Origin of the sequence: Thermococcus aggregans (assembly GCF_024022995.1) — an archaeon.
GTDB classification, from domain to species: domain Archaea; phylum Methanobacteriota_B; class Thermococci; order Thermococcales; family Thermococcaceae; genus Thermococcus_A; species Thermococcus_A aggregans.
The window spans coordinates 1,614,567-1,638,295 of record NZ_CP099582.1; the positions used below are offsets into that span (position 1 = coordinate 1,614,567).

General features: G+C 42.1%; 33 protein-coding genes. 20 read left to right on the forward strand and 13 right to left on the reverse strand.

The genetic code is table 11. The features are described from left to right. Positions 1-15: 15 nt before the first annotated feature. The gene (locus tag NF865_RS08780) at positions 16-1,215 is read right to left on the reverse strand and encodes a proteasome-activating nucleotidase (RefSeq protein ID WP_253304348.1); all 1,200 of its coding nucleotides are present in this window, start codon (positions 1,213-1,215) and stop codon (positions 16-18) included. A 272-nt stretch (positions 1,216-1,487) separates the two neighbouring features. Between NF865_RS08780 and NF865_RS08785 the strand changes: the two genes are divergently transcribed. Both NF865_RS08785 and NF865_RS08790 read left to right on the forward strand, forming a co-directional pair. After that, positions 1,488-2,165, forward strand: coding sequence for a metal-dependent hydrolase (locus tag NF865_RS08785; RefSeq protein WP_253304349.1), 678 nt, complete (start codon positions 1,488-1,490; stop codon positions 2,163-2,165). A gap of 33 nt (positions 2,166-2,198) precedes the next feature. Then, positions 2,199-3,221 (forward strand): DUF7343 domain-containing protein, encoded by a 1,023-nt coding sequence (locus tag NF865_RS08790; RefSeq protein ID WP_436317654.1) that lies wholly within the window; start codon positions 2,199-2,201, stop codon positions 3,219-3,221. 120 nt (positions 3,222-3,341) lie between these two features. Here the strand turns inward: NF865_RS08790 and NF865_RS08795 are convergent, their stop codons facing one another. From NF865_RS08795 to NF865_RS08825, 7 genes are all read right to left on the reverse strand, one after another. Next, the gene (locus NF865_RS08795; protein ID WP_253304350.1) at positions 3,342-3,488 is read right to left on the reverse strand and encodes a C2H2-type zinc finger protein; all 147 of its coding nucleotides are present in this window, start codon (positions 3,486-3,488) and stop codon (positions 3,342-3,344) included. 51 nt (positions 3,489-3,539) lie between these two features. Further along, positions 3,540-4,352: a hypothetical protein gene (locus NF865_RS08800; protein WP_253304351.1), complete on the reverse strand. Its 813-nt coding sequence runs from the start codon at positions 4,350-4,352 to the stop codon at positions 3,540-3,542. Between the two features lie 48 nt (positions 4,353-4,400). Next, positions 4,401-5,522, reverse strand: a complete 1,122-nt coding sequence (locus NF865_RS08805; protein ID WP_253304352.1) for an ATP-NAD kinase family protein — start codon at positions 5,520-5,522, stop codon at positions 4,401-4,403. A gap of 16 nt (positions 5,523-5,538) precedes the next feature. Then, positions 5,539-7,050, reverse strand: a complete 1,512-nt coding sequence (locus NF865_RS08810; protein ID WP_253304353.1) for a potassium channel family protein — start codon at positions 7,048-7,050, stop codon at positions 5,539-5,541. 18 nt (positions 7,051-7,068) lie between these two features. Beyond that, positions 7,069-7,467, reverse strand: a complete 399-nt coding sequence (locus NF865_RS08815; RefSeq protein WP_253304354.1) for a ParB/RepB/Spo0J family partition protein — start codon at positions 7,465-7,467, stop codon at positions 7,069-7,071. Next, positions 7,460-8,137, reverse strand: coding sequence for a class I SAM-dependent methyltransferase (locus NF865_RS08820; RefSeq protein WP_253304355.1), 678 nt, complete (start codon positions 8,135-8,137; stop codon positions 7,460-7,462). Before NF865_RS08820 ends, NF865_RS08815 begins: the two co-directional genes overlap by 8 nt. A gap of 89 nt (positions 8,138-8,226) precedes the next feature. Then, positions 8,227-8,901 carry an adenylate kinase gene (locus NF865_RS08825; RefSeq protein WP_253304356.1) on the reverse strand — a complete coding sequence of 225 codons (675 nt, stop codon included), beginning with the start codon at positions 8,899-8,901 and terminating at the stop codon, positions 8,227-8,229. Between the two features lie 56 nt (positions 8,902-8,957). On the opposite strand from NF865_RS08825, the gene NF865_RS08830 reads away from it, so the two are divergent. Next, positions 8,958-9,407 (forward strand): DUF2258 domain-containing protein, encoded by a 450-nt coding sequence (locus NF865_RS08830; RefSeq protein ID WP_253304357.1) that lies wholly within the window; start codon positions 8,958-8,960, stop codon positions 9,405-9,407. Here NF865_RS08830 and NF865_RS08835 read toward each other — a convergent pair whose 3' ends face one another. After that, a complete protein-coding gene (locus NF865_RS08835; protein ID WP_253304358.1) occupies positions 9,408-9,932 on the reverse strand; it encodes a TIGR00288 family NYN domain-containing protein in 525 nt (174 codons plus the stop codon). Beyond that, positions 9,883-10,434: a TIGR00288 family NYN domain-containing protein gene (locus NF865_RS08840; protein WP_253304359.1), complete on the reverse strand. Its 552-nt coding sequence runs from the start codon at positions 10,432-10,434 to the stop codon at positions 9,883-9,885. The genes NF865_RS08835 and NF865_RS08840 overlap by 50 nt, the downstream gene beginning before the upstream one ends. A gap of 116 nt (positions 10,435-10,550) precedes the next feature. Here NF865_RS08840 and NF865_RS08845 point away from each other — a divergent pair, with 116 nt between their 5' ends. Genes NF865_RS08845 through NF865_RS08880 form a run of 8 tightly spaced genes read left to right on the forward strand, consistent with a single transcriptional unit; the run spans position 10,551 to position 14,399 of the window. Further along, complete coding sequence (locus tag NF865_RS08845) at positions 10,551-11,156, forward strand: Na+/H+ antiporter subunit E (RefSeq protein WP_253304360.1); 606 nt, start codon at positions 10,551-10,553, stop codon at positions 11,154-11,156. Continuing rightward, positions 11,132-11,407, forward strand: a complete 276-nt coding sequence (locus tag NF865_RS08850; RefSeq protein WP_253304361.1) for a monovalent cation/H+ antiporter complex subunit F — start codon at positions 11,132-11,134, stop codon at positions 11,405-11,407. Before NF865_RS08845 ends, NF865_RS08850 begins: the two co-directional genes overlap by 25 nt. Further along, positions 11,404-11,718 carry a monovalent cation/H(+) antiporter subunit G gene (gene mnhG, locus NF865_RS08855; RefSeq protein WP_253304362.1) on the forward strand — a complete coding sequence of 105 codons (315 nt, stop codon included), beginning with the start codon at positions 11,404-11,406 and terminating at the stop codon, positions 11,716-11,718. The genes NF865_RS08850 and mnhG overlap by 4 nt, the downstream gene beginning before the upstream one ends. Then, the gene (locus NF865_RS08860) at positions 11,699-11,929 is read left to right on the forward strand and encodes a hydrogenase subunit MbhD domain-containing protein (protein WP_253304363.1); all 231 of its coding nucleotides are present in this window, start codon (positions 11,699-11,701) and stop codon (positions 11,927-11,929) included. The genes mnhG and NF865_RS08860 overlap by 20 nt, the downstream gene beginning before the upstream one ends. Beyond that, complete coding sequence (locus NF865_RS08865; protein WP_253304364.1) at positions 11,926-12,171, forward strand: Na(+)/H(+) antiporter subunit B; 246 nt, start codon at positions 11,926-11,928, stop codon at positions 12,169-12,171. The genes NF865_RS08860 and NF865_RS08865 overlap by 4 nt, the downstream gene beginning before the upstream one ends. After that, positions 12,168-12,590 carry a Na(+)/H(+) antiporter subunit B gene (locus tag NF865_RS08870; protein ID WP_253304365.1) on the forward strand — a complete coding sequence of 141 codons (423 nt, stop codon included), beginning with the start codon at positions 12,168-12,170 and terminating at the stop codon, positions 12,588-12,590. The genes NF865_RS08865 and NF865_RS08870 overlap by 4 nt, the downstream gene beginning before the upstream one ends. Then, on the forward strand, positions 12,583-12,876 hold the full coding sequence (locus tag NF865_RS08875; RefSeq protein ID WP_253304366.1) for a cation:proton antiporter subunit C: 294 nt from the start codon (positions 12,583-12,585) through the stop codon (positions 12,874-12,876). The genes NF865_RS08870 and NF865_RS08875 overlap by 8 nt, the downstream gene beginning before the upstream one ends. Continuing rightward, a complete protein-coding gene (locus NF865_RS08880) occupies positions 12,873-14,399 on the forward strand; it encodes a proton-conducting transporter transmembrane domain-containing protein (protein ID WP_253304367.1) in 1,527 nt (508 codons plus the stop codon). Before NF865_RS08875 ends, NF865_RS08880 begins: the two co-directional genes overlap by 4 nt. On the opposite strand, the gene NF865_RS08885 is transcribed toward NF865_RS08880, so the two are convergent. Then, entirely contained in the window at positions 14,382-14,792 is a 411-nt protein-coding gene (locus NF865_RS08885; protein ID WP_253304368.1) for an ACT domain-containing protein, read from the reverse strand. The genes NF865_RS08880 and NF865_RS08885 overlap by 18 nt on opposite strands. 91 nt (positions 14,793-14,883) lie before the next feature. Here NF865_RS08885 and NF865_RS08890 point away from each other — a divergent pair, with 91 nt between their 5' ends. The 4 genes from NF865_RS08890 to speE all read left to right on the forward strand — a co-directional run bounded on the left by NF865_RS08890 (position 14,884) and on the right by speE (position 18,078). Beyond that, a complete protein-coding gene (locus NF865_RS08890; protein ID WP_253304369.1) occupies positions 14,884-16,017 on the forward strand; it encodes a cation:proton antiporter in 1,134 nt (377 codons plus the stop codon). A gap of 183 nt (positions 16,018-16,200) precedes the next feature. After that, positions 16,201-16,677 carry a pyruvoyl-dependent arginine decarboxylase gene (locus tag NF865_RS08895; protein ID WP_253304370.1) on the forward strand — a complete coding sequence of 159 codons (477 nt, stop codon included), beginning with the start codon at positions 16,201-16,203 and terminating at the stop codon, positions 16,675-16,677. A 74-nt stretch (positions 16,678-16,751) separates the two neighbouring features. Then, the gene (speD, locus tag NF865_RS08900) at positions 16,752-17,123 is read left to right on the forward strand and encodes an adenosylmethionine decarboxylase (RefSeq protein ID WP_253304371.1); all 372 of its coding nucleotides are present in this window, start codon (positions 16,752-16,754) and stop codon (positions 17,121-17,123) included. A 109-nt stretch (positions 17,124-17,232) separates the two neighbouring features. Then, positions 17,233-18,078, forward strand: a complete 846-nt coding sequence (gene speE, locus NF865_RS08905) for a polyamine aminopropyltransferase (protein WP_253305647.1) — start codon at positions 17,233-17,235, stop codon at positions 18,076-18,078. Here the strand turns inward: speE and NF865_RS08910 are convergent. Next, complete coding sequence (locus tag NF865_RS08910; RefSeq protein ID WP_366513783.1) at positions 18,075-18,437, reverse strand: helix-turn-helix domain-containing protein; 363 nt, start codon at positions 18,435-18,437, stop codon at positions 18,075-18,077. The genes speE and NF865_RS08910 overlap by 4 nt on opposite strands. Positions 18,438-18,489: 52 nt before the next feature. Here NF865_RS08910 and NF865_RS08915 point away from each other — a divergent pair, with 52 nt between their 5' ends. The 5 genes from NF865_RS08915 to NF865_RS08935 are packed head-to-tail and all read left to right on the forward strand — an operon-like array spanning position 18,490 to position 22,715. Further along, a complete protein-coding gene (locus NF865_RS08915) occupies positions 18,490-19,296 on the forward strand; it encodes a UbiA prenyltransferase family protein (protein ID WP_253304372.1) in 807 nt (268 codons plus the stop codon). A gap of 1 nt (position 19,297) precedes the next feature. Next, positions 19,298-20,221, forward strand: coding sequence for a lysylphosphatidylglycerol synthase transmembrane domain-containing protein (locus tag NF865_RS08920; RefSeq protein ID WP_253304373.1), 924 nt, complete (start codon positions 19,298-19,300; stop codon positions 20,219-20,221). Further along, positions 20,202-21,338, forward strand: a complete 1,137-nt coding sequence (locus NF865_RS08925; RefSeq protein ID WP_253304374.1) for a glycosyltransferase family 4 protein — start codon at positions 20,202-20,204, stop codon at positions 21,336-21,338. The genes NF865_RS08920 and NF865_RS08925 overlap by 20 nt, the downstream gene beginning before the upstream one ends. Positions 21,339-21,348: 10 nt before the next feature. Beyond that, entirely contained in the window at positions 21,349-22,062 is a 714-nt protein-coding gene (locus tag NF865_RS08930) for a creatininase family protein (RefSeq protein ID WP_253304375.1), read from the forward strand. After that, positions 22,059-22,715, forward strand: a complete 657-nt coding sequence (locus tag NF865_RS08935; protein WP_253304376.1) for a hypothetical protein — start codon at positions 22,059-22,061, stop codon at positions 22,713-22,715. Before NF865_RS08930 ends, NF865_RS08935 begins: the two co-directional genes overlap by 4 nt. Before the next feature lie 93 nt (positions 22,716-22,808). On the opposite strand, the gene NF865_RS08940 is transcribed toward NF865_RS08935, so the two are convergent. Next, positions 22,809-23,651, reverse strand: a complete 843-nt coding sequence (locus tag NF865_RS08940; RefSeq protein WP_253304377.1) for a universal stress protein — start codon at positions 23,649-23,651, stop codon at positions 22,809-22,811. Positions 23,652-23,729: the final 78 nt, after the last annotated feature.

The following is a 23,729-nucleotide window of genomic DNA, read 5'->3' on the forward strand; positions in this document are numbered from 1 at the left end:
GGGATTAGGAAAGCGCTAGCCGTACATAACTTCGTGTGAAGCCATCTGGTGTGCCAGTCTCTCTTCCGAGCCGAGAACCTTTTCAACTGCCTTTACGAAGTCCTCGTGAGTTACGTACTCCCTTCTTGCCCTAATGGCGAACATTCCTGCTTCGGTTACAATTGCCTTAAGGTCGGCACCGCTTGCTCCCTCGGTCATCTCCGCTATGGCTTTGAGGTCGACTCCCCTAAGGTTCATTCTCCTTGTGTGGACTTTGAGAATCTCCAGTCTTCCCTTGAAGTCCGGCAATGGGACTTCTATCAGTCTATCAAACCTTCCAGGCCTAAGCAAAGCTGGATCGAGGATATCTGGTCTGTTTGTAGCGGCAATAACTTTAACGTTGCCCCTTGAGTCGAATCCGTCAAGTTCTGCTAGGAGCTGCATTAAAGTCCTGTTTACTTCTCTTTCTCCACCGGTAGTTTCGTCCAATCTCTTTGCACCTATTGCATCGATCTCATCGATGAACACTATGGAAGGTGCTTTTTCCCTAGCCAGCTCAAAGAGCTCGCTTACCAATCTCGCACCCTCTCCGATGTACTTTCTCACAAGTTCGCTGCCAACGACTCTTATGAATGTTGCATTTACCTCATGAGCTAGTGCTTTTGCCATCAAAGTTTTTCCACATCCTGGTGGCCCATAGAGAAGTACTCCCTTTGGCGGTTCAATTCCAACTTTTTCGAAGAGCTCCGGATGCTTAAGAGGCAACTCTATGGCTTCTCTCAACTCCATAAGCTGTTTTTTCAATCCGCCTATGTCCTTGTAGGTAACCTTGGGCTTCTCAATTACCTCGAAACCTAGCACAGATGGGTCCTTTTGAGACGGCAAAAGCTCTATGACTGCCATTGTCCTTTGGTCTAATGCAACTCTGGCACCGGGTTTTAGTTTTTCTCTCTCTACCCACGGCGCGATTCTCACAACGAACCTTGGTCCATTGTAGTTCTGGACAATAGCTCTGTCTTCATCCAAAAGCTCAATTAAAGTTCCGGCAAAAGCAGGAGGTTGCCTTAGTCTAGACATTTCCATCCTTAAGCGTGAAAGCTCTCTCTCAAGTCTCTCTTTGTCTGCTTCCAGTGTTCTCACTTGAAGTTCGAGTTGCCTGATTCTACGCTTGAGATAGTAAACGTAATCGTCATATTCCTCTTCGTGTTTCATATTGACATCTTCAACATTGCTCATACTCTAAACCCCTCCTATATATGATTGTGCAGAAGAACCTTATTAACCTACTCATCCTCACCAGTGAGTAGGAATTCCAGAGGGCTTATAAACTTTTGGTTTGTGAATGCATTTTCAAAAAGTATAAGGCTTCCTTTATAGACAAACTGGCAGTTTTAACCTTGGTTTCGATCAATCACACATTAAAAATGAAATCCCACAGTTGGATTGTTCGAAAGGTTTAAGTAATCTTTTGTTATTATTTGCATTTGGACGTTTAAGGGGGTGGTAAGATGGTGAAGGTAAGGTTTCTGGGACATGCTGCATTCGAAATAGAGGGAGATGGAAAGAGGATACTCATAGACCCGTTCTTGACTGGAAATCCAAAAGCGGCAGCAAAACCTGAGGACTTTGATAAGGTTGATTTGATTCTCGTAACCCACGCCCACGGGGATCACCTTGGAGATGCAGTAAAAATCGCTCAGAGAACCGGAGCAAAAATAGTTGCTATGTATGATGTAGCCAACTATCTTGTAGAAAACAATAAGGACATAACAACAGTAGGTATGAACTACGGCCCAACTGAGGTCGATGGGGTTAAAATAGTTCAGGTTCCTGCGTGGCACTCAAGCAGCGATGGCAAATACAGCATTGGAAATCCATGCGGATACATCATAGAGCTCGAAGGAAAGAAGATTTATCATGCCGGAGACACCTATGTTTTTAAGGACATGGAGCTCTTTGCCGAGCTTTACGGAATAGACCTTGCCTTGCTTCCAATAGGCGGACACTTTACAATGGGACCCAAAGAAGCCGCAAAGGCTGTTGAATTCCTTAAGCCTAAATACGTCATTCCAATGCACTATGGAACGTTCCCGCCAATAGCTAAGGATCCAGAAGAGTTCAAGAAACTTGTTGAGGGCAAGGCAGAGGTTATTATACTAAAACCTGGAGAAGCTTTTGAGTTCTGAAAAACCTTTTAAACTTTCTTTTTTAGGTTCAATGTGGTGAAGAGATTGAAGGCTAAGTATCTTGCACTAACAATCATTGCAGCTTTAATGTTTATGTATCTCATAGCGATTCCCATCTATGCTCAGCAGGAAGAAAACAGGCCTAAGTATGATTTGATAATAGTTAGAGACGATGATTTGATAGACTACATTACTGTTCTCCCCTATGCGAATCTTTTAAAAGTCCCCGTTCTTCCCGTCAATCCCCAAAAACTTGACGAAAAAACATGGGCACAATTATATTCGTATATCCAGATAGGATGGAAAAAAATCTTGATAGTTGGAAACTCAAATGCAGTTAGCAAGGAGGTTGAGGATGAACTCCTCAAGATGGGGTACAGCGTTACAAGAATAGGTGGGGACGTAAGAACTGAAACAGCGGAAAAATTAGCCGTTCATTTTTATCCTCAAGGCTCAAAAACGGTAGTCTTAGCAAGTGCTTTGGATTACGGCTCTGCCTTAGCCGCCTCGAGGTTTGCGATGGAGTATGACCTCCCACTGCTGCTAACTCTAGAAAATGATTTATCTGAACATGCAGTTGCGGGGCTAAAGCATCTACAGCCAGAGCTTGTTGTTCTGGTTGGAACGGGGTTGAATGAGACGATTGAAGCAAAGTTAAGAAGCATGGGGTATGAAACCTACTGGCTCGGCAAGAACGTAGAGAAGCCACCCGTCTCTCCTCCAGAAGAGCCATCTCCATATAGGTATTCCCTCATAGGTGCTATAGTATCACTCGCAATTGCAGTGCCCATAACCCTGTATTGGGCAAAGAAGAAATGGTACTCCAATAAGATACCGGTAGAAGTGCTGACAGAGAAGGAAAGAATCGTTGTAAAAGCTCTAATAGAGCAGGGAGGGAAAGTAAAGCAAGAAGACCTTCCAGAACTTACTGGCTATTCGAGACCAACTGTGAGCAGGATAATCCAGGAGCTTGAGAAAAAACAGTTGATTGAAAGAGAAAAAGTTGGCAAAACATTCATTGTCAAGCTTGTAAAAGAGATAGACCTCAAAGAATAGTTGACCTCCTATCAGTCCTAAAGGGCGAAGCTTGAAAAAGAATAGGTCAGAAAGCCCTACCGCTCATCACATCTCAGCGTCCTGACTTTTCTTCATCCCACATATAAAGGGAAAATAAAATCAAGCTTTCCTGAAAAGGTGTCTGTGAGATTTGTTTATGTGTCTAGTATAATCCTTGCTCCTTCTAAATACCATCCCACATCTTGGGCACCTAAAAAGAATCTCCCCGTCCCTGTCCTTGATTTTTATTGCTTTAAGCACTGCCATTCTCCCCACCCCATGCTCTAGTTTAGTGATGAATTTTTAAGCTTTATCCCATTATTGAAGCCATATTCTGTTTCCCTTCACCTTCAAATAGCCAATCTTCTGCAGCTCTTTTAATATGTCTTCAACGGCTTCTTCGTCAAAATATATGTTTATCTTTTCTTTCTTCCCCTCCACGGTTAAGGGCTCATGCTCTAAGAGTGTTTCGATTAATTCCATTTTTTTGTCCTTCTTTTCGGCTATTGCCAGTATTGTATTTGCCAATACTGACTTTCCAATTCCCACAAACATTGCCTCAACTAAAGATTCTTCGGTAGCATATTCCTCCGCTATCTCTAAGGCTTTCTTTATTAGCTCTTCCTCTATTTCTAGAACCTCGACAAAATACCTTCTCATAAAGGAGAGTTCGGTTGTAAGAGTCGCATTAAGCTTCTCCTCTACTTCTTCCAGCACATCTTCAAGCTCATCGATATTAAACTTGAGCTCGATTTCGAGGTCATCAAGCTTGGGCTTTTTGATAAGCTTAAGTTTTTCTTCCCCCTCAACGTATCCGTTCTCTATCAAAGCAGTTAGGAGTGTCAGCTTGGAAATATTAACGTCATCAAAGAGGTCTTTAAAGTCTTTCTCTTCTCCTACATTCCATTCTTCCATAAGAGCTTCGAAAGAAGCCTTTATCTCTTCGAGGGTATCTTCAATTATCGATATCCCCTCGGATTTCCTAATAAGTTCACCAAACTTATCTCTGATCACAATGATATGGTAAATTTCCCAGCCAAGCTCTTCTCGGGTTTTGTTCATTATCCCCTCTTTGCTGAGCTCTTTTGAGAGTTCTACCATGTCCTCCTTACTAAGCACTTCAAATCTCACGTTTATTCACCAAAAATGTAAAAGGAGTTCTCAGTTATAAACCTTAAGTTAGATGACCCTCACAATTCTCTCTGCCCATGGAGATATTCTAACTTTTATATAGCCCTTAAACTTCTCATCTACTTCTTTGTCCCCGGTGTAAACTCTTATTGGCCCCTTAACTTTCGACGGGGTTGCCACAATGATGATATTTTCCTTTGGAATACTTCTCAAAACCTCTGGAGAAAACTGCTGATTGCCCCTTCCAAAAAGAAAGTTCAAACCCCCGACAACCGTTACTATAATTTTTGGATTTCTGTGCAAGTATCTTAACAAATCCTTTTCCTGGGCGTCTTTTACGAGAAGCTTCGCTTTTCCGTTTTTTATCTCAACTATATCCACTCCCAGCAGTGTCCCATCTATCCCAAGTTTGTCTTTGATCTTCTTTATTGTTGAACCAGCGCCCAAGAAGTAAACACCATCCTCAAGCTCCTCCACAATAGCTTCTGCTATTGCATCAAGCTCTTCTTCTTCATCAAGGGGAGTGGGCTCCTTTGCTCCCTGCACGAGGACTTCCACATAGGGCGTTAAAGCTTTTCCATATGGTTTTACCTTGACTTCATCATGCCTGTAGGCGTTTTCATCGAGGTCAAGGATTTCTCGCTCCACAAGCTTTGCATTTCCCTTTGTGAACTCAACAAGAAGCCTCGCAGCGTCTTCTGGAGATGTTGCAAAAACTCCAGAGAACATTTTAACCCCTGTTGGAATGCCAAGGATAGGTTTTTCTTTGTCTATTGCCTCATATATGTCTCTAGCCGTTCCATCTCCTCCCGCAAAGAGCAGTACGTCCACTTTGTCCTTCATTAACCTTGCAAGCACTTTCGTATCTTCCTTGGTAGTATCGGGGATTTTAACACCGAATACTTCCCTTTGCTCCACTTCTCTATGCTTAATAACTTTGTATGGGAAATTGAATTCTTTAAGAGCGTCCTCCCCCAATCCATCGGGTCCTGTTAGAAATTCAACGTCGATGTCGTAATGAGAAAGCTCTCTTAAAAAGAGCTTTGTAAAATCAAGTGCCAAGGGCTTTGCTCCTCGTTTTATAGCTTCCTCAATAACTCCGTCGGTGCCTTTTAGAGCAACTCTACCTCCCATTCCAGCTATTGGATTGACTATTAAACCGACTATCATTTTCTTCACCCACTTTTCAGCGCATGTATTTCCTTGCAAAGACCGTTAGAAACACGGCCCACATGAACATTCCAAATATTGCTTCGAGGGAAGCAATAACTCTGCCGATCCCAATAGGGTGGAGATCGCCATATCCAAGGGTTGTCGCAGTCACTACACTAAAATACTCATAGTCGAGAAAACTCCTTAAAGGCACGCCTGGGCTTGTAACGCTTTTCGTGAGATAAAATATTGTTGGAAATACAAGATTGACCATAAATATCCAGATAAGGATAGGTCTTTTCCAGTCGGTTCCATATTTACATGTCAAATCAGCAAAAAACCACTCAAAAAAGCCCTCTAAAAGGCGAACATAGTGCTTTATTTTGGTTTTAATCCTGCCAGCAGGGAGGGATGGAAGTCTTATTTTGAGTCCAAGTTTGGGTAAATAGACCATATACCTCCCCATTTTTTGCTTTCTCCTGGCAAGCATCTCTAGGTAGTAATATTGATCCGCCTTTTCCTTGTCCCCGCTTTTTTCCCACGTGATCCTTGCCATACGGTAAAAGAATTCTTCCATCGTCGGGTTATTAAAGCTGCATTCCTCCAGAATGACGAATCCTTTTACGTTTAGTTCTGCCAGAAGATTTGGGAGTACGGTCAAGTTCCACGTTGTATCACCGTAAAATGTAACACCTCTAAAAACCAAATTATTATGAATGGTAGTGTGTACAAATTCAGGAACTTTTAACCTTCCTCCTCTTATTTCTACGTGTCCCAGAACTTCAAGGTTTTCAAGCTGGAGGACTCCATCAAAGTTTCTGATAAACAGCCTAACCTGCCTCTTAAACCTCGGGCTGGGGTCAAATTCTATATTCTTTATGAGGAAAATCTTTGCTTTTACATGCTTTCTTGACATCCCGGATAGTGTTATTCCATGTTCCTCCAAAATCTCTTTAAGCAAGGGATACATGGAATTTACTCCTATTCTTCTGACGTTTTTGAGGTCTGAAAACTCTATCCTTCCGTATATTGTTTCTTTTTCTCCATATTCCTCTTCACCTGACCTTTCCTGCTTTGCATACTGAACAGAGTTTATCATCAAGTACCGAACCGTGCTGTTCTTTATGGAAATCGAGTTCTCAAATTTGATGTCAAGAATATTAAATCCAAAGAAGACTGAGTTTTTTACCCAGATTGTGGCTATAGACGATGCTAAGAGTATAACCCTATCAATTTCGCAGTTGAAAATGGACAGGCCTTTTAATTCGGAATTTTCAACAATAAGGGTCTTTATTTTCGAATTTTTAAACACAAGAGGCTTGTCACTTTTCAAATTTGAAACTTTGGCTTCATAAAGCTGGACACCTTCAAAATACCTAACTCCTCGCTCCAGCTTTCTTTTGAAAGCTCTTTCCTTAATTTCTCTTATTCTATCTCCATAAAGCAGTTCGCCCTCCTCAAAAGGGATGTGGAGTGAGCAGTATTTCGAGCCTGATAGAGCCTTTGTTTTACACTCTTTCCCATTTTCAAAGACGTACTCGCACATACAGTATCACCGGAAGGATTACTCCTTAGCTATAACTATATCATCCAGAGTTTTTAATCTTGCTCTTTTCGCAGCCTCCTCAATTTTTGTGGGGATTTCTCGAAGGGGTCTGAGGATTATTGTCTCAATTTGTGAAAAGCCCAGCTTTTTTCTGGCATACGCCCTATGATGCCCATCTAAGATGTAGTAGTTCCCTTTGTGCTCTAAAACTATAACAGGGGCATCGTAGCCGTGAACTATTTCTTGAAGAACTACCAGCAGTTTCTTCTCATTTAGTTCCCATTGGGTAGGTATGAGCGCTTCAAGGGGGAGGTATTTGTGCTCCATATCAAATGGCACGCCGTAAAGTGCTTCATTCTCCTTCTTTATTCTCTCTGCTCTTTCAAATGCCTCTTCCCTAGTGATAAGCCTAATCACTTTTAACTCCCCTAACAACTATAAATGCTCCAAAGTTCTTTAGCTTATCGCTGAACTTTTGGTCAAGCTTCTCAGCAAGCCCTAAAAAGGGGAAAAATGAAGGAAAGTATATAATCCCTCTGCTCTCAACGTCTTTAAAACCCGCTTTTTTCATAAGATCTTCGAGTTCCTTTGGCGTGTAAAACCTTGCATAGCGATAGGCGGTTTCCACAAAAAGGCTTTTCAAGCACTTAAACAGGAACCATAGGCTTCTTCCATTCATTGTACCAATCACTACTTCTCCTCCAGGTTTCAAAACCCGGTAAATTTCCTTGAGAGCTCTTTCGGGTTCGTGTATAAACTCAAACATTGTAACGCTCAGTACTAAATCAAATGTATTCTCCTCAAAAGGTAGTGAATAAGCATCTGCTCTAATGAACTTAACGTTTGGGAGCTTTTTTCTGGCTATCTTTAGCATTTCCTCGCTTATGTCTACGCCAACAACTTCAAATCCTCGCTTATAGAGCTCTAAAGTATAATTGCCAGTCCCACATCCAAGGTCGAGGGCCTTACCTCTCTTGGTTTTCATCATAGAAAACACTAACTTTTTCTCTGTTCTATCCACATAACGTCCGACCCTGGTTTTGTACCACTCATCGTAGCGGGGCGCTATTTTATTGAAGTACTCCACAGCTATACCCCCCAATTGTTTTGAGTAGTCGCCAAGCTCTTAATGCTTTGCTACTCGATGTTTGACCTTAAGTTGACTTTGCTTTTTGTTTACCTGAACTCTTCTCTTTTCCTTTCTCTGTTCCATATGTAATCTAAAAGAGGCCTTATTCTCTCCCAGACTTCCTCAATCCCACCGTGCCCGTTTATCTGCACGTAAATGCCTTGCCCCTTGTAAAACTTGATGATCGGCTCCATATTGTTGATGTATATGTCATATCTTCTGGAGACTATCTCTGGCTTGTCGTCTTCTCTCTGAACTACTTTGCCTCCACAGATATCACATTTGCCGGGAACTTTTGGTGGGTTGTATTTTATATGATATACTGCTCCGCAGTTTTTGCATATTCTTCTCCCAGAGATTCTGGTTATGCTTTCTTCCTTTGAGATGAAAATATCAATTGCCAGGTCTATTCTAATGCCGTGGTCGTAAAGGAAGTTCTCCAAGGCCAAAACCTGCTCAGCAGTTCTTGGGTATCCATCAATAATGAAGTTTTCCCTCTTTCTTCTCAGTCTTGAAAGCACGAGCGTGTTTATAACGGTATCTGGCAGAAGCTCCCCTCTTTCTATGTATTTCTTCATTTCCAAACCAAGAGTAGTCCCCCTGTTTATCTCTGCCCGGATTATATCGCCAGAAGCTATGTATTCGAGGCCGTATTTCTCAACTATTCTCCTCGAATGTGTCGATTTTCCAGAGCCGGGAGACCCAAAGATCAGAATGTTCATTCAATCACCAATAGGAATATATATCCCAGCGCATTAAAGTATTATGGTGATGTTCAATGCCCAAACTTTCAACTGGATTTGTTAGAGCGAGTGGATATGCCAACAAAGTTAGAAAAGTTCTCTTCGCATTAACTCGAGGTAAGCTTAATCCTGAAACAGTTGTAAGGGCATCAGCCGAGCTGAACCAGTATCTTTTCGATAAGCTCCAAGAGATGGGCGTGAAAAAGGAAGACGTTGTGAGAATTTCGATAGAATTCAACATTAAAAATGGAGAAATAGAGTGGAATTACGATACCTTAAAAATTGAAGTCTACAAGAAGGAGGAAGAAGAGAAGCTTGCTGAGGCAATGAAAGAAGTTGAAGAGAGGGAGAAAGCTTTAGAGATCGCGATAGAAGAGCTGAGCAAACTTTCGGAGAAACTAAGAGAGCTCAGTGATGAAATTGCCCAAATTATCGAGAGACTCAAGCGGGAGCATACATCCCTAAAGCTTGAATTCGAAAAGTAACTACTCCTCATACCCCTCGCTCTGACCGCTTTTTCCCTCCATTTTTATTACATAGTCCGCTGCATTCTGAAGTGCAATACTAAATCCCGGTTCCACCCCTATGACCACGGTTTCCTTACCCTTTCTCTTTGCCTCGTTTATTATGGGGAGGAAGTCCGCATCCCTTGTAGCCAAAGCTATTACCTCTATATCGCTGTTGTATATCAACTCCATGGCTTCAATGGCGATTCTTACATCAGTATCTCCGGCAACTATTATGGGCTCAAACCCTTGGTTAACAACTGCTTCAATAAGCCCCTGAGGGGCATATTGATTCAGAACAACTTTTGCAACCCTGATTTTTCCAATTTTTTCCAGTGCTTCCTTTATATCTTCAAGCTTAATCCCGAATTCCTTCCTTAGTATGTTGGGTCCGTCTATTATCAGCCCTATGCTCTTTGATGGAACTTCAACTTTTTCTCGCTTCTCTTTTTCCTTAGGCTCTCTTTCTTCTCTTCTCAGTATTTTGAAGAATGCTGCTCTCATTTACTTCACCCCTTTTAAGAGTTATCACGTAATCCGCAGCATGCTTTAAAGCGGCACTAAACCCTGGTTCAATCCCAATTATCGCGGTTTCTTTTCCTTTTTCTTTTGCCTTCAAAATTATCGGAAGAAATTCCGCGTTTCTTGTGGCTAAGGCTATAATATCTATATTTGGATTGTATATCTCCCTCATTGCTTCAACGGCCAGTTTTACCCCTGTCTCTCCGGCAACTATTATTGGCTCAAAGCCTTGATTTGCGACCGCTTCAATGAGCCCCTGAGGGGCGTATTGATTTAGAATAACTCTTGCAACCCTAATATTGCCAAGCTCTTCCAGTGCCGCAACAATGTCCTCAAGATGCACATTGAATTCCTTTCTGAGAATATTCGGTCCATCTATAAGGAGGGCGATCTTTTTTCCTCGCTGGATTTTCTTTCTCATCATTGCAATACTCTTGACTCCTTCCTTTGTCATGGAGACTATTTTCTCCCAATTACTGGGCATCGTTATCACCGCAATATATGAAAAACATGCATGGAAAAATATGTTTCAAAAGTATAAAAAACTTAAGGAAACTGCCAGACGAAAGGATTATAATCAATGAAAGTCTAATAAAAAACATGAGCAGAGTGCCTTTCTATCTAAGGGAAAGACTCGACGAGATAAGGCAGAGGGTATTGTTTGAAACTTATGAAGCTCAAAAACTCCCAAAATGTGAACAAATAATTCTTACCTGGATTGCACTCTTCTCCTTCTGGATAGTGATAAGCGGAAATACGAGGATTGAAAATTTATTCATTGGAGGAATAACAACACTGGTGATTTCTCTCCTCATGTATGAAATGCTCACCGATGACATAAGGCAGAGCGGTCATATTATAGAGAAAATTCTCTACATAGGTTTTTTTGCCATCCCACAGTATCTTTTTATCATGGCATTCCGGCTAATTGAAAGCAATTTTAAAGTAGCGAAACATGCCCTGTTAATGGACATAAGCCCCGGGATTGTGAAGATAAAAACCGATCTGCACTCAGACACTGGAATAACAATTCTCGCAAACTCCATAACCCTTACTCCCGGAACATTAACTCTTGACGTTAACAAAAAGCTCGGTGAAACCTATCTTTACGTGCACTGGATAAATGTAGAAACCCTTAATAGAGAAGTTGCGGGTGAAAAAATCAAAGGAGATATTGAAAGATGGTTGAAGAAAATCTTCTGGTGAATCCTTTTGGATGGGCTGCAATAATATTAGTGGCTACTTCTCTGATCCTATCTTATCGAGTACTATTTGGCCCGACTTTGGCCGATAGAATCGTCGGTATCAACACCGTAACAACGAAAACTGTTGTTATATTGGCAATTTTCGGTTTCATTGCAAAGGAATACTTTTTCTTGGATCTTGCGATTGTACTCCTTATGGTAAATGCAGTAGGAGGGTTGATATTAGCAAAATACATGGAGGGAGCAAAATGATAGAGTATTTTCTCCTTCTCCTTGGGGAATCGATAATGGTATTTGGAACGCTCGGCATTCTCCGCTTTCCCGATGTTTATACAAGGCTCCATGCAGCAACGAAATGCGATACTGGCGGAGCGATGACCATACTAATTGCTTTGGCGATTGCTTCGGAAGCGCCATTGTTGATTAAGCTAAAATTTCTCGTCTTAGCGTTTTTAATAGCCCTAATAAACCCCATGGTCTCTCATGCGATTGCTAGGGGAGCGTACAAATATGGAATAAAGCCAGAAGTTGTGGTGGATATGTATGCATGGGATAATCCTTGACATACTGCTCTTAGCCATGATAGCCCTTTCAATTGCGGTAATAGAGGAGAAAAACTTGGTTAGTGCGGTTGTTAAATATGCCTTTCTCAGCTTAGCTTTTGTGCTGGTGTTGACTTTTTTGAGAGCTCCCGATGTTGCTCTTTCTGCCATTGTTGTAGGGGCGATTGTGATAGGCGTGTTTCTCTTTACAATCCGGGAGGTGGAAAAGTGAAGCGAGTAATTGCTGTACTTTTGCTTCTCTCGCTTGGATATGTTTTCGTAAATTTGGACTACTCCCGAAGCGAAGGGGGAAGTTATGAGTATTATATCACCAACTGGGAAGAAGTTGGGATTCCAAACTTGGTCACAGCAATCTTGGCGGATTGGAGAGTATATGACAGCTTAGGGGAAGCGACACTTCTTTTCACAGCTATCGCTGGCTTTTACGTCCTTCTGGGAGGTAAGAAGAAATGAAGATGAGCTTAATAGTGCGAACAACAACAAAGCTCATAAGCCCATTTTTGGTGGCTTATTCTGCATACCTTATGATTTACGGACATCTAAGTCCCGGAGGAGGGTTTCAAGCGGGGGTTATTGTTGCAGTTAGTGTCATCCTCCTCATAACATCTCACGGATATAAAAGGGTCAGAAAAACTTTCAAATTTTGGGAGGTTCAGCTTATCGAAGGAGCCTCAGGAGGGTTTTTAGTTCTCTTGGCAACAGCTGGTGTATTCTTCGGAGGGTTTTTCTACAACTTTCTACGAAGGGGAGATTTCGGTTCTCTCCTAAGCGGTGGAATAATTCCCCTCTTTAACATAGGCGTTGCATTGAAGGTTGGAGCTGCATTTACGTTCATGTTTTATATTCTGCTGAGGTGGGTGGAGCGTGATTAGTCCCGAACTTGTAGGGATCATGATAATCCTCATAGGGCTATACGGCCTCCTTACAAAAGAGAACCTGATCAAGATAGTTCTTTCCATAAACGTAATATCAATCGGCCTTGTCCTGTTCTTTATTGGCGTTGGCTACGTCGAAGGAGCAGATGTTCCAATAATGCCAAGGGAGAAAGTCGTTGACCCTTTACCGGCTACCCTTATGCTAACTACCCTTGTGGTCGACGTTGCCATAACGTCGCTTGCACTGGCTCTAATCTTAAGAATTAGGAGGGAGGAAGAGTGATTCCTCTTATCGTTGCATTTCCCCTCATTATGGCATTTTTGACTTCCATTCTTCCAGCTTTAAGGAAGGAAAAGTTTTCCAAGTACATATTCCTTCTTGGTATGTTGTCCCCGTGGATTCTTCTGCCTCAAATAATCGAAAACCTCCCGTTTAACGAAATTGTTGGAAACTGGAACAGGATTTTGGGGATTGAAGTGGCTGCAGATAATTACAACCTTCCCTTTATAATGGCAGAGCTAATTCTATCAGCTTTTGTCGCCCTCTATGTGTATGGCAACTACTACCCCAAGAAAATTGAAAACAAGGCCTATGTGCTTCTCCTCCTTCTTCATGCAGGGCTTTTGGGGGCTTTTATAAGTAGAGACCTCTTTAATTACTACATTTACATGGAGATAGCATCGGTTGCAAGCTTTGCCCTTGTGGGAATTTCAAAGGAGAAGGGGGCAAGGAGGGCGGCATTCAAGTACGCTATCTTTTCCCTTTTAGCATCTTATATTTTCATCCTGGGAATAGGCATAATTTACCTAAAGACCGGCTATCTAAACCTAGCCCTTATAAAAGAGAATCTAAGAATGTCAAGAGAAATTAACGCAGCTCTAGCTTTGGCTTTTACATCTCTACTTCTAAAAAGCGGCATATTCCCCCTGCACTTTTGGCTTCCGGATGCCCATTCAAAGGCTGACGCCCCCATAAGTGCCCTGCTTTCTGGTTTGGTCGTTAAGGCTCCGGCTTACGGAATGATTCTCCTCACACTGACATTCCCAATTGGTATCTTTGTGCAGAGAACTTTACTTACTCTGGCATTTTTTTCCATGTTCTTTGGCATAGCAATGGCAATTTTGCAGAAAAACTCTGAGAGGCTTCTGGCTTATCACACAATCTCCCAAATGGGTTATGTTCTCCTGGGGATTGCTCTCCTGAACCCCTTAGGTGCTGCATATTATGCCTTAGCCCATGCCCTCTTCAAGGGAGGTCTCTTCCTCAGTGTTGGAACAATAGCTGAACATTATAACACAAGAGACCTAGGAAAGCTTTCCTATAGATCAAGCAAGCCGCTGGCCATAGCAATCATACTTTTAAGCCTTGCAATAGGAGGCATAAGCCCATTCATAGGAGCTTTTGGAAAGAGCAAGATTTCAGAAGGTTTACAGGGAGTCTTGGAGTATCTCTTTTATATTGGCGGGATAGGGACTCTGGTCTCATTTACAAAGCTCAATTATTACCTTTCAAAGAGAAAGGAAAAAGCCGAACTCCCCAGAAAAAAGGCAGTAATTCCCCTGCTGCTTGGAACTTTAACACTCGTTGGGGGCATCTATCTCTACCCCCACCTTAACATTCTTAAAGACTTGAGCAGCATTGCAATGGCCTTCATTCTCTTTTACCTGCTTAAGAACTTGGGAGTCTTTGAAATCTCTACTGAGGCTTTCATACCAGAGCAGTTCAGTAGCCTTGGCAAAGAAATAAATGCTTACATGTTCCTCTTCACTGCATTGTTGCTCTTATTTTTACTCAATTTCCTTTAGCGAAACTTCCATGACTTCCTCAATATTTTGCAACTCTGCAACAAGTTCCTCTTTGCTTATGTCCATTCGACTTACATCCACAACTGCAACTATGGCACCAAGGCCAATCTGCTCCATTTCCTCGGCCTCGCTGAATAGGATGTTGACCTTATGCTTTCCAAGAGTGCCGGTGATTTTAGCCAGAACTCCGGGCTTATCTTTTACCACAACAAGTTCAATCTCTACAAGCTCTTTTCCAGGAAGCGCTATTCTTTCCAGGTGAATTTCATTTAGGTCGGTATCAATTTCCACAAGAAAATAGGCGTCCTTAACGAGTCCAACCTCATACGCCCATTCCAAAGGTACTTCTATCTTTCCGTTCTCTCTAATTCTCAAAATCTCGTAGTGCCTCATAAAGGTAGTTAACATTTCGCAAAATAAAAACCTTCCTTTTTTAGAAACTTTTTTAATAAAGTGAAGCACCAAAGAAGGTGGAGGTGCAGCTGTGGAAATTGGTATGATCGGTTATGTGTTTATTATAATTGCAGTTGCAAGGCTTTTTGCTGAGGTATTCGAACGATTAGGATATCCGGGCTTTCTTGGAGAGATTTCAGCAGGCTTATTGTTGGGGAGCTTCCTTGTTTCAATGCCCAGAGAGGAGTTAAATCTTCTTGCAGAGCTTGGCATATTTTTCCTAATGATGTATGCTGGATTGGAGCTTACGCCTGAAGAAGTCCATTTAGGTGGTAAAAAGAGTCTTCCCCTTTACATAGTAACCTACGCCTTGATGACATTTATAACTATTCCCTTCACGGATTATACAATCTCCCATGAAAACCTCATAGTCGGGTCAATACTTTCCGTGGCATCTGCGCCCATAGTTCTCAGATTGTCCAGATTTTTTGGAGGGGATTTTTTACATATTGCTTTATCGTATGCAGTAATAAGTGAAATTGGGGCTCTCCTTAGTCTGTATCTTTTAGTTAATTTTGAGATTTATCATTTAACCTATTTTGACCTACTTCTTGAGTTGCTGAAAGATGGGCTGTTCCTAGGAGTTCTTTTTGGAATAAACTACATCCTAAATGTTAAGCATAAAGTATTGATTATACGAGCGCTCAGGAATTTAAAAAGCGACGAAGCAGTTTTTGGCTTGGTGATGATCCTCGCAACTTCGATAGCCCTTGCCAGCGAAATGATAGGGCTCCACTTTAGCCTTGGGGCTTTCATCGTTGGACTTTTACTTCACAGCGATTTAATGGGAACCAAGCAGTATAAGAGGGTGTACACGATAATATCTGGAATAACCTATGGTATTTTCGCTCCAATTTTCTTTGCATGGCGTGGAATAAACTTTGAAACTGAATTTTCAGTGGAAGTTGTTTATTTCTTTATCTTAGCCTATATCCTTAGAATTCTCTTAACAATGGCGTTTACATGGAATGGAGAAATCAGAAAAACAATAGTAAGGGCAAGCGGAGTTGCAAGTTTCGGAGTTCTTGGACTGCTCGTGGGTGAGTTGGGATATGAGTATGGAGTCCTAAGCCAGCACCTTTATGCAATAGCATCGTTAGCTAGTGTTTTGGGAATGTTTGTTTCCACTACAATTGGAAAGCTCTTCTCGGCCGAAAATTCCTAAAATTTCCTTCCTTCTTTTTAGTTTTAGACCTTTCTGGAGTGGTCTAAATTGATAGGGGCATAAGGCGAAAGGTTTATAAGCAAGGCTATGCGTAAAAGCAAACTGACAATGAAATTCTTAATTAAATAAGCTTAAAATCATGATTAACCTGAGAATAGATGAAAAAGAAGGAGGTAAACACTTATGAGCTGGACAACTCCAAAAAAAGCCATTTTACTCGCTACAAGCGCGGAGGGGGGTACAAAATTAAACGCATTTGACAACGCTTTACTCAAAATGGGCATCGGAAACGTCAACTTAGTAAAGCTCAGCAGCGTCATTCCAGCACACATAGAGTGGATTGACGAGCTTCCGAAGAATATTCCAATTGGAATGCTCCTTCCAACGGTTTACGCCCACATAGAAAGCGACGAGCCAGGTTCGACAATTAGCGCCGCCCTTGGTGTCGGAATTAGCGAGGACAATACTGGAGGACTAATATACGAGTACAGCGGCTACTGCACCAAGGAAGAAGCAGAGAAAATGGTAAAGAAAATGGTGGAAGAAGGCTTTAGAGTTAGAGGCTGGAAGCTCAAGGAATTTAAGGCTGCTGTTGCCGAGATAACAGTTAAAGATAAGCCCGCTGCTGCTGTTGCTGCCGTTGTTATGCTGCCTTATTAGTATTTTAATTTTTCAATTTCAAAAAGTACAAAGAAAGTATAAGGAGGTGTTGAGAATGGAAGGAGGTGATGGCGATGGCTCAAGTAATCGAAACCCCACTAGGGATGCATGTCGTGTTGGATCTTTACGACTGCGATCCCAAGATACTCGACGACATAGAGAAAATAGAAGAAATACTTACCAAAGCCGCTGAAGTGGCAAATGCAACTATTATTGATAAGCGCTTCCATAAGTTTTCTCCTCAAGGCGTTTCTGGTGTTGTTGTCGTTTCTGAGAGTCACATCGCAATTCACACATGGCCCGAGCATGGTTATGCTGCCGTTGATGTTTATACCTGTGGAGATCATACAATGCCCCTCAAAGCGAGTGAGTATATTATCAAGGAGTTAAAATGCAAAAAGCCGAGTGTTGTGAAACTTGATAGGGGGCTTCTCTTTAAGGAGTGATCTTTTTTCCTTTATTGCCCTCCTTAAATCAAAATTTTTGTCAAATATTGGCCAGTCAAAAGCAAAAGTTTAAAAAACATTGGATAAGCTTTCAACCAAGGTGAAGGTGATGGAGTTCATTGAGTGGTACCCAAGGGGTTATGGTGTGGGATTCAAGGTCATTTCAAAAATAATTGACGTAGAGAGCAAATATCAGAAGATAGAGCTTTATGAGACTGAAGGGTTTGGAAAGCTTCTTGTAATCGACGGCACTGTTCAGCTTGTGGAGGAGAGTGAGAGAAGTTACCATGAGCCATTAGTTCACCCTGCTATGCTTGCCCATCCAAATCCAAAAAAGGTTCTCGTAATTGGTGGAGGTGACGGAGGAACTCTAAGGGAAGTTCTCAAGCACAAGACCGTTGAAAAGGCAGTTATGGTGGAAATAGACGAGAAAGTTGTTGAAGTATCAATGAAATACCTAAAAATTGATGGGGGACTCCTTGAGAGAACCATTAAAGGAGAAGAACCAAGGGCAGAGCTCATTATAGGGGACGGAGTTGAATACATGAAGAAGCACAAAGATCACTTTGACGTCATAATAGTGGATTCAACAGATCCAGTTGGCCCTGCAAAGCTCCTATTCAGTGAGGAATTCTACAGAGATGCATATGAAGCTTTAGGGGAGAAGGGGCTATACATTACTCAAGCAGGCAGCGTTTACCTCTTCACAGATGAGTTGCTTGGCGCTTACAAGAACATGAAAAAGGTCTTCGATAGGGTTTATTGCTTTAGCTTCCCGGTAATTGGCTACGCGTCTCCTTGGAGCTTTCTGGTTGGAGTTAAGGGAGAGATAGATTTCACAAAGGTTGACCTAGCTAGGGCAAAGGACCTCAACCTGCAGTACTACGACCCCGAAAGGCACGAAACACTATTCCAGATGCCCAAGTACGTGAGAGAGCTCTTGGAAAAGAGTTAGAGTATTTTGTTCGCTTCCTTCTCCATGCTTCTTATGATTTCCTCCATTTTAGAAAGCAAAACTTTCAAGGCTTCTCTTGGTGCCTTTGCCCAGTAAATATACCCAATCCAGCCCCTATTGACAAGCTTTCTTTCAACAAGCCCAAGTTCGAGAAGATGTCTGAGCTTCTCCCTAACGATTCTCTCAGAGAGTCCAAGCCTTTTTGCTATTTGCCTTGCTGTTAGCTGTTCATCTAAAAGGAGGGAGTATATCCTAATTTCAGAGTTTGTAAGCTCAAACTTCTTAAGCACATTCGTGAAAATGTTTAGCAGCTCCTCCATAGGGATCACGTCTGAAGATTTTTGTTCATACCTAATCACACTTTGGTGAAAAGGTTTATAAGTCTTGCTCCAACACTCAACGAGGGGTAAAATGTTGCGAGCAGTTATAAAAAACGTGAGGATACTGGACGGAAGGGCTTACATAGGAATTGGTATCCTGGGAATCTTAACTAGCTTTGGGGATAACCCCGATGTTACTAAAGCCCTGATGTTTGCTCTTTCACTTGTACTGTATGTCGCCTATGCATTTGCCATAAACAACTGTTTCGATTCCGACACGGATGTTCTAAATCCTCGAAAAAGAAATAAAAATCCAATAGCAAGCGGCGAGCTTAGCTTTAGGGTAGGGGTTCTCTTATCTTTCGCCTTGATATTGATGGGTATGATTATCTCATTCCTTTCAAGCAGGGATGCGTTTATTGTCTATGCAACAATGACAGCCTTGGCAACTTTTTATTCCGCTCCTCCTAGGCTTAAGGCCAGACCGATAGCTGATGTAGTCTCACATGGGCTGTTTTTCGGCACGATGCCTTTTATATATGGAGCCTATTTTGACGGGAACATAAGTCGATATGAGGTCTTGATAGGGTTAGCCTTGTTTTTGTATTCCATGGCTATGGAGCTAAGAAACCACCTTGAGGACTACGAAAGCGACCTGAAAGCAGGTCTAAAAACAACCCCAATACTTATCGGCAAAGGAACCTCAGAGAAATTAGTTCTCGTGTTTTCGCTCTTATCTCTTGCAATCCTATTGGGGTCCCTTTTTTATCCCTTTGCATTAACTGGGGTGTTAAGCTTAATAGGAACTAAAAGGGAAGTAAAAATAAGTTACAAACTCTTAGACTGGAGTGTGGCTTTGCTTTTAGTATTTCACGCATTAACACACAGTGGTGTATAACATGAGGAAGACAACTTTAAGAAAGCTCTTTAGTGCATTGGCTTTTTTAATCTCTCTTGCCTATCTCTACAAAAGCGTCGATTTTAAAGAGCTTGCCTTAGCGATAAGTGAAGCAAATTATGGCTACTTGCTTCTCGCCCTTGTTCTGTCAGTTTTTACTCTTTTACTCGGCGCGTTGAGGTGGTACTTAATCTTAAGGAAAGTTCAAAAAGCCAGCTTTAGAAAGACTCTCCAAGCCTTTGTAAGTGGCTATTACCTCATGGCAATCCTTCCTCCGACCTTGGGACATATGGCAAAAGTCAAACTTGTTGGAGGGGACTACTTTGCAGCCCTTTCTTCTCTTGCTCTTGGAATGGCCGCAGAAGTTGTTATTCTCATTTCTTTTGGTTTGATATTTCTGGGATTCACAAAACTGGGTCTTCTTGGGATAGCCATAATACTCGTTGCCTTTATTTATGATAAGGCTTTTCACCGGGTCGCGCTTACCTTTTTCAAAGTTTGGGAAGGCTTAGGTGCCAGAAAAATTTCAACGAGACTCAAAGAATGGTGGCACCGTGGCTACTTGGGTTGGAAAAAGGCAAAAGAAAGTAAAACCAGCTTTGCCACTGCGTTTTTATTATCATTTGCCGTGATATTCCTCCAAGTTTTCGGCTTAGTCCTCGTGGGAAAAGCATTTTCTCTGGATATCTCACTAAAAGGTGCATTTTACGCCTTTCTTATGAGCATTATCTTCGCTTCTCTCAGCGGGATACCTTCTGGGCTTGGAGCCAATGAGTTCGGCATTCTTGTGGGCATCGGCCCATCGACAAAAGGCGCTCTTACGGCATTCCTTTATAAGTTCCTGTTTCAGTATCAGTACTCAATAGTTGGTGCATTTGTATTTTACAAGCTTTTGGGTGGTGGACATGAAGATAGCCCTAGTTAGCGACTGGTATTACCCGAAAATAGGTGGAGTTGCGTCTCACATGCACCACCTAGCTATAAAGCTCAAAGAACGAGGGCACGAGGTAGCGATAGTCACAAACAACCGAACCACTGGAAAAGAAGAAGAGTTAGAAAAGCTGGGAATAGAACTTATAAAAATTCCAGGGATCATAAGCCCCTTTTTGGACGTAAACCTAACCTATGGGTTGAAATCTTCAGAGGAACTCAATGAATTCCTAAAAGACTTTGATGTAATACATTCCCATCATGCATTCACACCTCTCGCTTTGAAAGCCGTTAAGGCTGGAAGAATCATGGGGAAGGCGACCCTCCTTACAACGCACAGCATATCCTTTGCCCATGAATCGAAGCTCTGGGAAGCCTTGGGGTTTACACTCTCCCTTTTCACCGACTATTTAAATTACCCCCACCAAATAATAGCAGTTAGTAAGGCTGCAAAGGCATTTATAGAACATTTTACGGATGTCCCTATTTCGGTAATTCCAAATGGAGTTGAGGACAAGCGCTTTTCACCCGCTAGGGAAAAAGATAAAATAAAAGCTAAGTTTGGGATTGAAGGAAACGTCGTTCTTTATGTAAGCAGAATGAGCTACCGGAAAGGGCCTCACGTGCTATTGAATGCTTTCTCGAAGATAGAAGATGCTACTCTTGTAATGGTAGGAACTGGAGAAATACTCTCCTTTTTAAAGGCTCAGGCCAAGTTCCTCGGAATAGAGGATAAGGTCGTTTTCATGGGATATGTGTCGGACGATGTACTTCCAGAGATTTTCAGAATGGCAGATGTTTTTGTGCTACCATCAATCTCTGCTGAGGCATTTGGGATTGTAGTACTTGAAGCTATGGCGTCTGGGGTTCCCGTTATAGCTACAAACGTTGGCGGAATACCTGAAGTTCTAAAAGAAAACGAGGCGGGCATCTTAGTTCCTCCCGGAAATGAGCTTGAGCTCAGAAAGGCCATTCAAAAGCTTTTGGAGGATGAGGAGCTGAGAAGATGGTATGGAAACAATGGAAGAAAAGCCGTCGAAGAGAAGTATTCATGGGACAAGGTTGTAGTGGGAATAGAAAAGGTTTATGAGGAAATCATTTCAAATATCTAAGGGGAAACAGATGAGGATGGAAGAGCTGACGTGGGAGGAATTTGAAAAGATAAAAGCTAAGGTATCTGCTGTTTTGCTCCCTGTAGGCAGTGTTGAAGCTCACGGAAGACATCTGCCTTTAGGCACTGACGTTTTTGCTCCTCTTGAGATCTCAAAAAGGGTCGAAAAAAAGCTAAAAGAGAAGGGGATAGAAATTCTCATAGCGCCTCCGATCTGGTATGGACACAGCTTTGTGCTTAACGTTTATCCAGGAACGATAAACGTGAAAGCAGACAGCCTGCGCAGATATGTTAGGGACGTATTAAGGGAATTCGCAGAAGAAAGTTTTAGCAAGATAGTTATTCTAAATGGCCATGGAGGAAACGTGTATCCACTCATAGAAGCAAGTGAAGAAGTCGCCGAAAGTCATGACGTTGAGATTATTCTCATAAACTGGTGGATAGACTTCAGGGAAGAAATACTCAAGATATGCTCCTCCCAAGGACATGCAGGAGAAGACGAGACTTCAGTAATGCTTGCGATAGCTCCAGAGCTTGTTAGAACGGAGAAAGCAAAGGGAGAAAAGAGAAGCTCTCCAGTCAGAGTAATAAGGAGGGACATAGGGCTTGAGCTTTTCCCGAACGGAGTCAACGATGACCCTCAAGGAGCGACAAAAGAAAAAGGAGAGAGGATCCTTGAAGTGGTTAGTGAGAGAATAGCAACACTTCTGGAAGGATTGCTATGAGAGATGTGCTGAAAGAGGTTGACAAAAGGATAAGGAGACTCGAAGCAGAAATAGAGTTAGCGGAAAACAGGTTGGAATTTCTAAATAAAATAGGGGCAAGTTCCAAGTATAAGCTACTCGAAAAAAATCAAGGAATTAGTGAGATTTACATAGCCTTTTTCATGCTCTGGGGCTTCATAGGTTTAGTTCTCCTTTTGTACCTCAAATATAGGTATGGCGAGATGCTGCCGTTCTCGCTAACTCCTTATATTATTTTGATGGTGTTCTTCATTCTTCTTCCCGTCGTATACTATGTGCTTCCTTCCAGAAAATCCGAAGAAGAAACTCCGATTGATTACCTCATAAAGAGGGAGCGAATGGCACGTTTGCTTATAAACCGCTTTTACAAACCTTTAAGAGATGCTCTCGAAAAGGACGACAAAGATAGATTAAAAGGACTGGCGGACGAGATAAGCATGGGAGAACTCGCTAGAGCGGCTGAGGAACTCAACGAGGGTAATCCCAAGGTCATGGCTTACGCCCTCTACCTGTACGCCGCTAGAGACAGTGCAAGCCAGGAAGAAATCCAAGAAGCACTGACGCTTATAAAAAACAAGCCGCTAAAGCTGCTGCTTTCAACACTTCTCAAAGAAAGCCCAAATTCAGAACAATGAAAGGTTTTTAAACCAAGGGGAAAAAGAAAGAATGACCGATGATGGCAACAGGGTAGCTACCGAATTTGATGTGGAAGCCGTTCCAGTCTGAGGTTATTCACATGGTACTAAGAGGATTGGAAGCTTTGAATCTCTCACGACTCTTTCTGCCGTGCTTCCAAGCAGGAGGTCTTTTATAACACTCCTGCCTTTCTTGCCTATGACTATAAGTGAAGAACCCTTAGCCAGTGCAGTGCCTAGTATTGAGTGGGACGCTATTCCGGTAAGCACTTCAGTCTTTACCGGAACGTTAAACATCTTTGCGAATTCTTCCAGCTTTGTTTTTGCGTTTTCAATGTTCTTCTCGAGTTCTTCTGGCTTTCCGTAATCGACCACGTGGATAAGCGTGGCTTCCTCGATGAGCTCTTCAAACTTCTTTGCAGCATTTACAACTTTTTCAGAGCATGGAGAGAAGTCTAATGCTATTAGTGGTCTCTTGAAGATCTCCCTACAGTCTGATAAACATTTAATTTTCTTCTCTTTCTCATCCCATTCATACTTCACAACCAGTACGGGTTTTTTGGTTGCTCTGACAAGATTTGAAGCGGTGCTCCCAAGAAGCATTTGCCTGAGAATATTCTCGCCTTTAGAGGGTACAACAATTAAATCCACGTCGTTCTCTTGAGCTATCTCGGCTATTTCAAGCGACGGTATTCCAACTTTCACTATTGGCTCGACATCAATTCCCTTTGCCCTTATTTCTTCGGCAAGCTTATTTAGCTCTTCCTCATCTATTTTCATGAGCTCTATGGCTTCTATGTCGGTGGCGGTTATGTCCACTATATGGACTAGGTAGAGTTTCTTGGCACCTATTTCAAACAGCTGGGGTATGCACTCCCTAAGCGCATGCATAGACACTTCAGAGAAGTCCGTCGGGAAAAGTACTTTTTCAAACATGCAACCACCTGATATATATCATCATGAAGGTATTTAGGTCTTTAGGAAGGAAAACATTATATTTAGAATGGAATACAT

Coding starts and splice junctions, on each gene's coding strand:
- NF865_RS08940 (WP_253304377.1), bottom strand. CDS start 23,651: ATGTTTGAAAAAGTACTTTTCCCGACGGACTTCTCTGAAGTGTCTATG.
- NF865_RS08870 (WP_253304365.1), top strand. CDS start 12,168: ATGAAGATGAGCTTAATAGTGCGAACAACAACAAAGCTCATAAGCCCA.
- NF865_RS08780 (WP_253304348.1), bottom strand. CDS start 1,215: ATGAGCAATGTTGAAGATGTCAATATGAAACACGAAGAGGAATATGAC.
- NF865_RS08920 (WP_253304373.1), top strand. CDS start 19,298: ATGAGGAAGACAACTTTAAGAAAGCTCTTTAGTGCATTGGCTTTTTTA.
- NF865_RS08915 (WP_253304372.1), top strand. CDS start 18,490: ATGTTGCGAGCAGTTATAAAAAACGTGAGGATACTGGACGGAAGGGCT.
- NF865_RS08835 (WP_253304358.1), bottom strand. CDS start 9,932: ATGAGAGCAGCATTCTTCAAAATACTGAGAAGAGAAGAAAGAGAGCCT.
- NF865_RS08805 (WP_253304352.1), bottom strand. CDS start 5,522: ATGATAGTCGGTTTAATAGTCAATCCAATAGCTGGAATGGGAGGTAGA.
- speE (WP_253305647.1), top strand. CDS start 17,233: ATGGAGTTCATTGAGTGGTACCCAAGGGGTTATGGTGTGGGATTCAAG.
- NF865_RS08810 (WP_253304353.1), bottom strand. CDS start 7,050: ATGTGCGAGTACGTCTTTGAAAATGGGAAAGAGTGTAAAACAAAGGCT.
- NF865_RS08925 (WP_253304374.1), top strand. CDS start 20,202: ATGAAGATAGCCCTAGTTAGCGACTGGTATTACCCGAAAATAGGTGGA.
- NF865_RS08885 (WP_253304368.1), bottom strand. CDS start 14,792: ATGAGGCACTACGAGATTTTGAGAATTAGAGAGAACGGAAAGATAGAA.
- NF865_RS08785 (WP_253304349.1), top strand. CDS start 1,488: ATGGTGAAGGTAAGGTTTCTGGGACATGCTGCATTCGAAATAGAGGGA.
- NF865_RS08895 (WP_253304370.1), top strand. CDS start 16,201: ATGAGCTGGACAACTCCAAAAAAAGCCATTTTACTCGCTACAAGCGCG.
- NF865_RS08830 (WP_253304357.1), top strand. CDS start 8,958: ATGCCCAAACTTTCAACTGGATTTGTTAGAGCGAGTGGATATGCCAAC.
- speD (WP_253304371.1), top strand. CDS start 16,752: ATGGCTCAAGTAATCGAAACCCCACTAGGGATGCATGTCGTGTTGGAT.
- NF865_RS08860 (WP_253304363.1), top strand. CDS start 11,699: ATGCATGGGATAATCCTTGACATACTGCTCTTAGCCATGATAGCCCTT.
- NF865_RS08850 (WP_253304361.1), top strand. CDS start 11,132: ATGGTTGAAGAAAATCTTCTGGTGAATCCTTTTGGATGGGCTGCAATA.
- NF865_RS08845 (WP_253304360.1), top strand. CDS start 10,551: ATGAGCAGAGTGCCTTTCTATCTAAGGGAAAGACTCGACGAGATAAGG.
- NF865_RS08840 (WP_253304359.1), bottom strand. CDS start 10,434: ATGCCCAGTAATTGGGAGAAAATAGTCTCCATGACAAAGGAAGGAGTC.
- NF865_RS08930 (WP_253304375.1), top strand. CDS start 21,349: ATGAGGATGGAAGAGCTGACGTGGGAGGAATTTGAAAAGATAAAAGCT.
- NF865_RS08825 (WP_253304356.1), bottom strand. CDS start 8,901: ATGAACATTCTGATCTTTGGGTCTCCCGGCTCTGGAAAATCGACACAT.
- NF865_RS08935 (WP_253304376.1), top strand. CDS start 22,059: ATGAGAGATGTGCTGAAAGAGGTTGACAAAAGGATAAGGAGACTCGAA.
- NF865_RS08795 (WP_253304350.1), bottom strand. CDS start 3,488: ATGGCAGTGCTTAAAGCAATAAAAATCAAGGACAGGGACGGGGAGATT.
- mnhG (WP_253304362.1), top strand. CDS start 11,404: ATGATAGAGTATTTTCTCCTTCTCCTTGGGGAATCGATAATGGTATTT.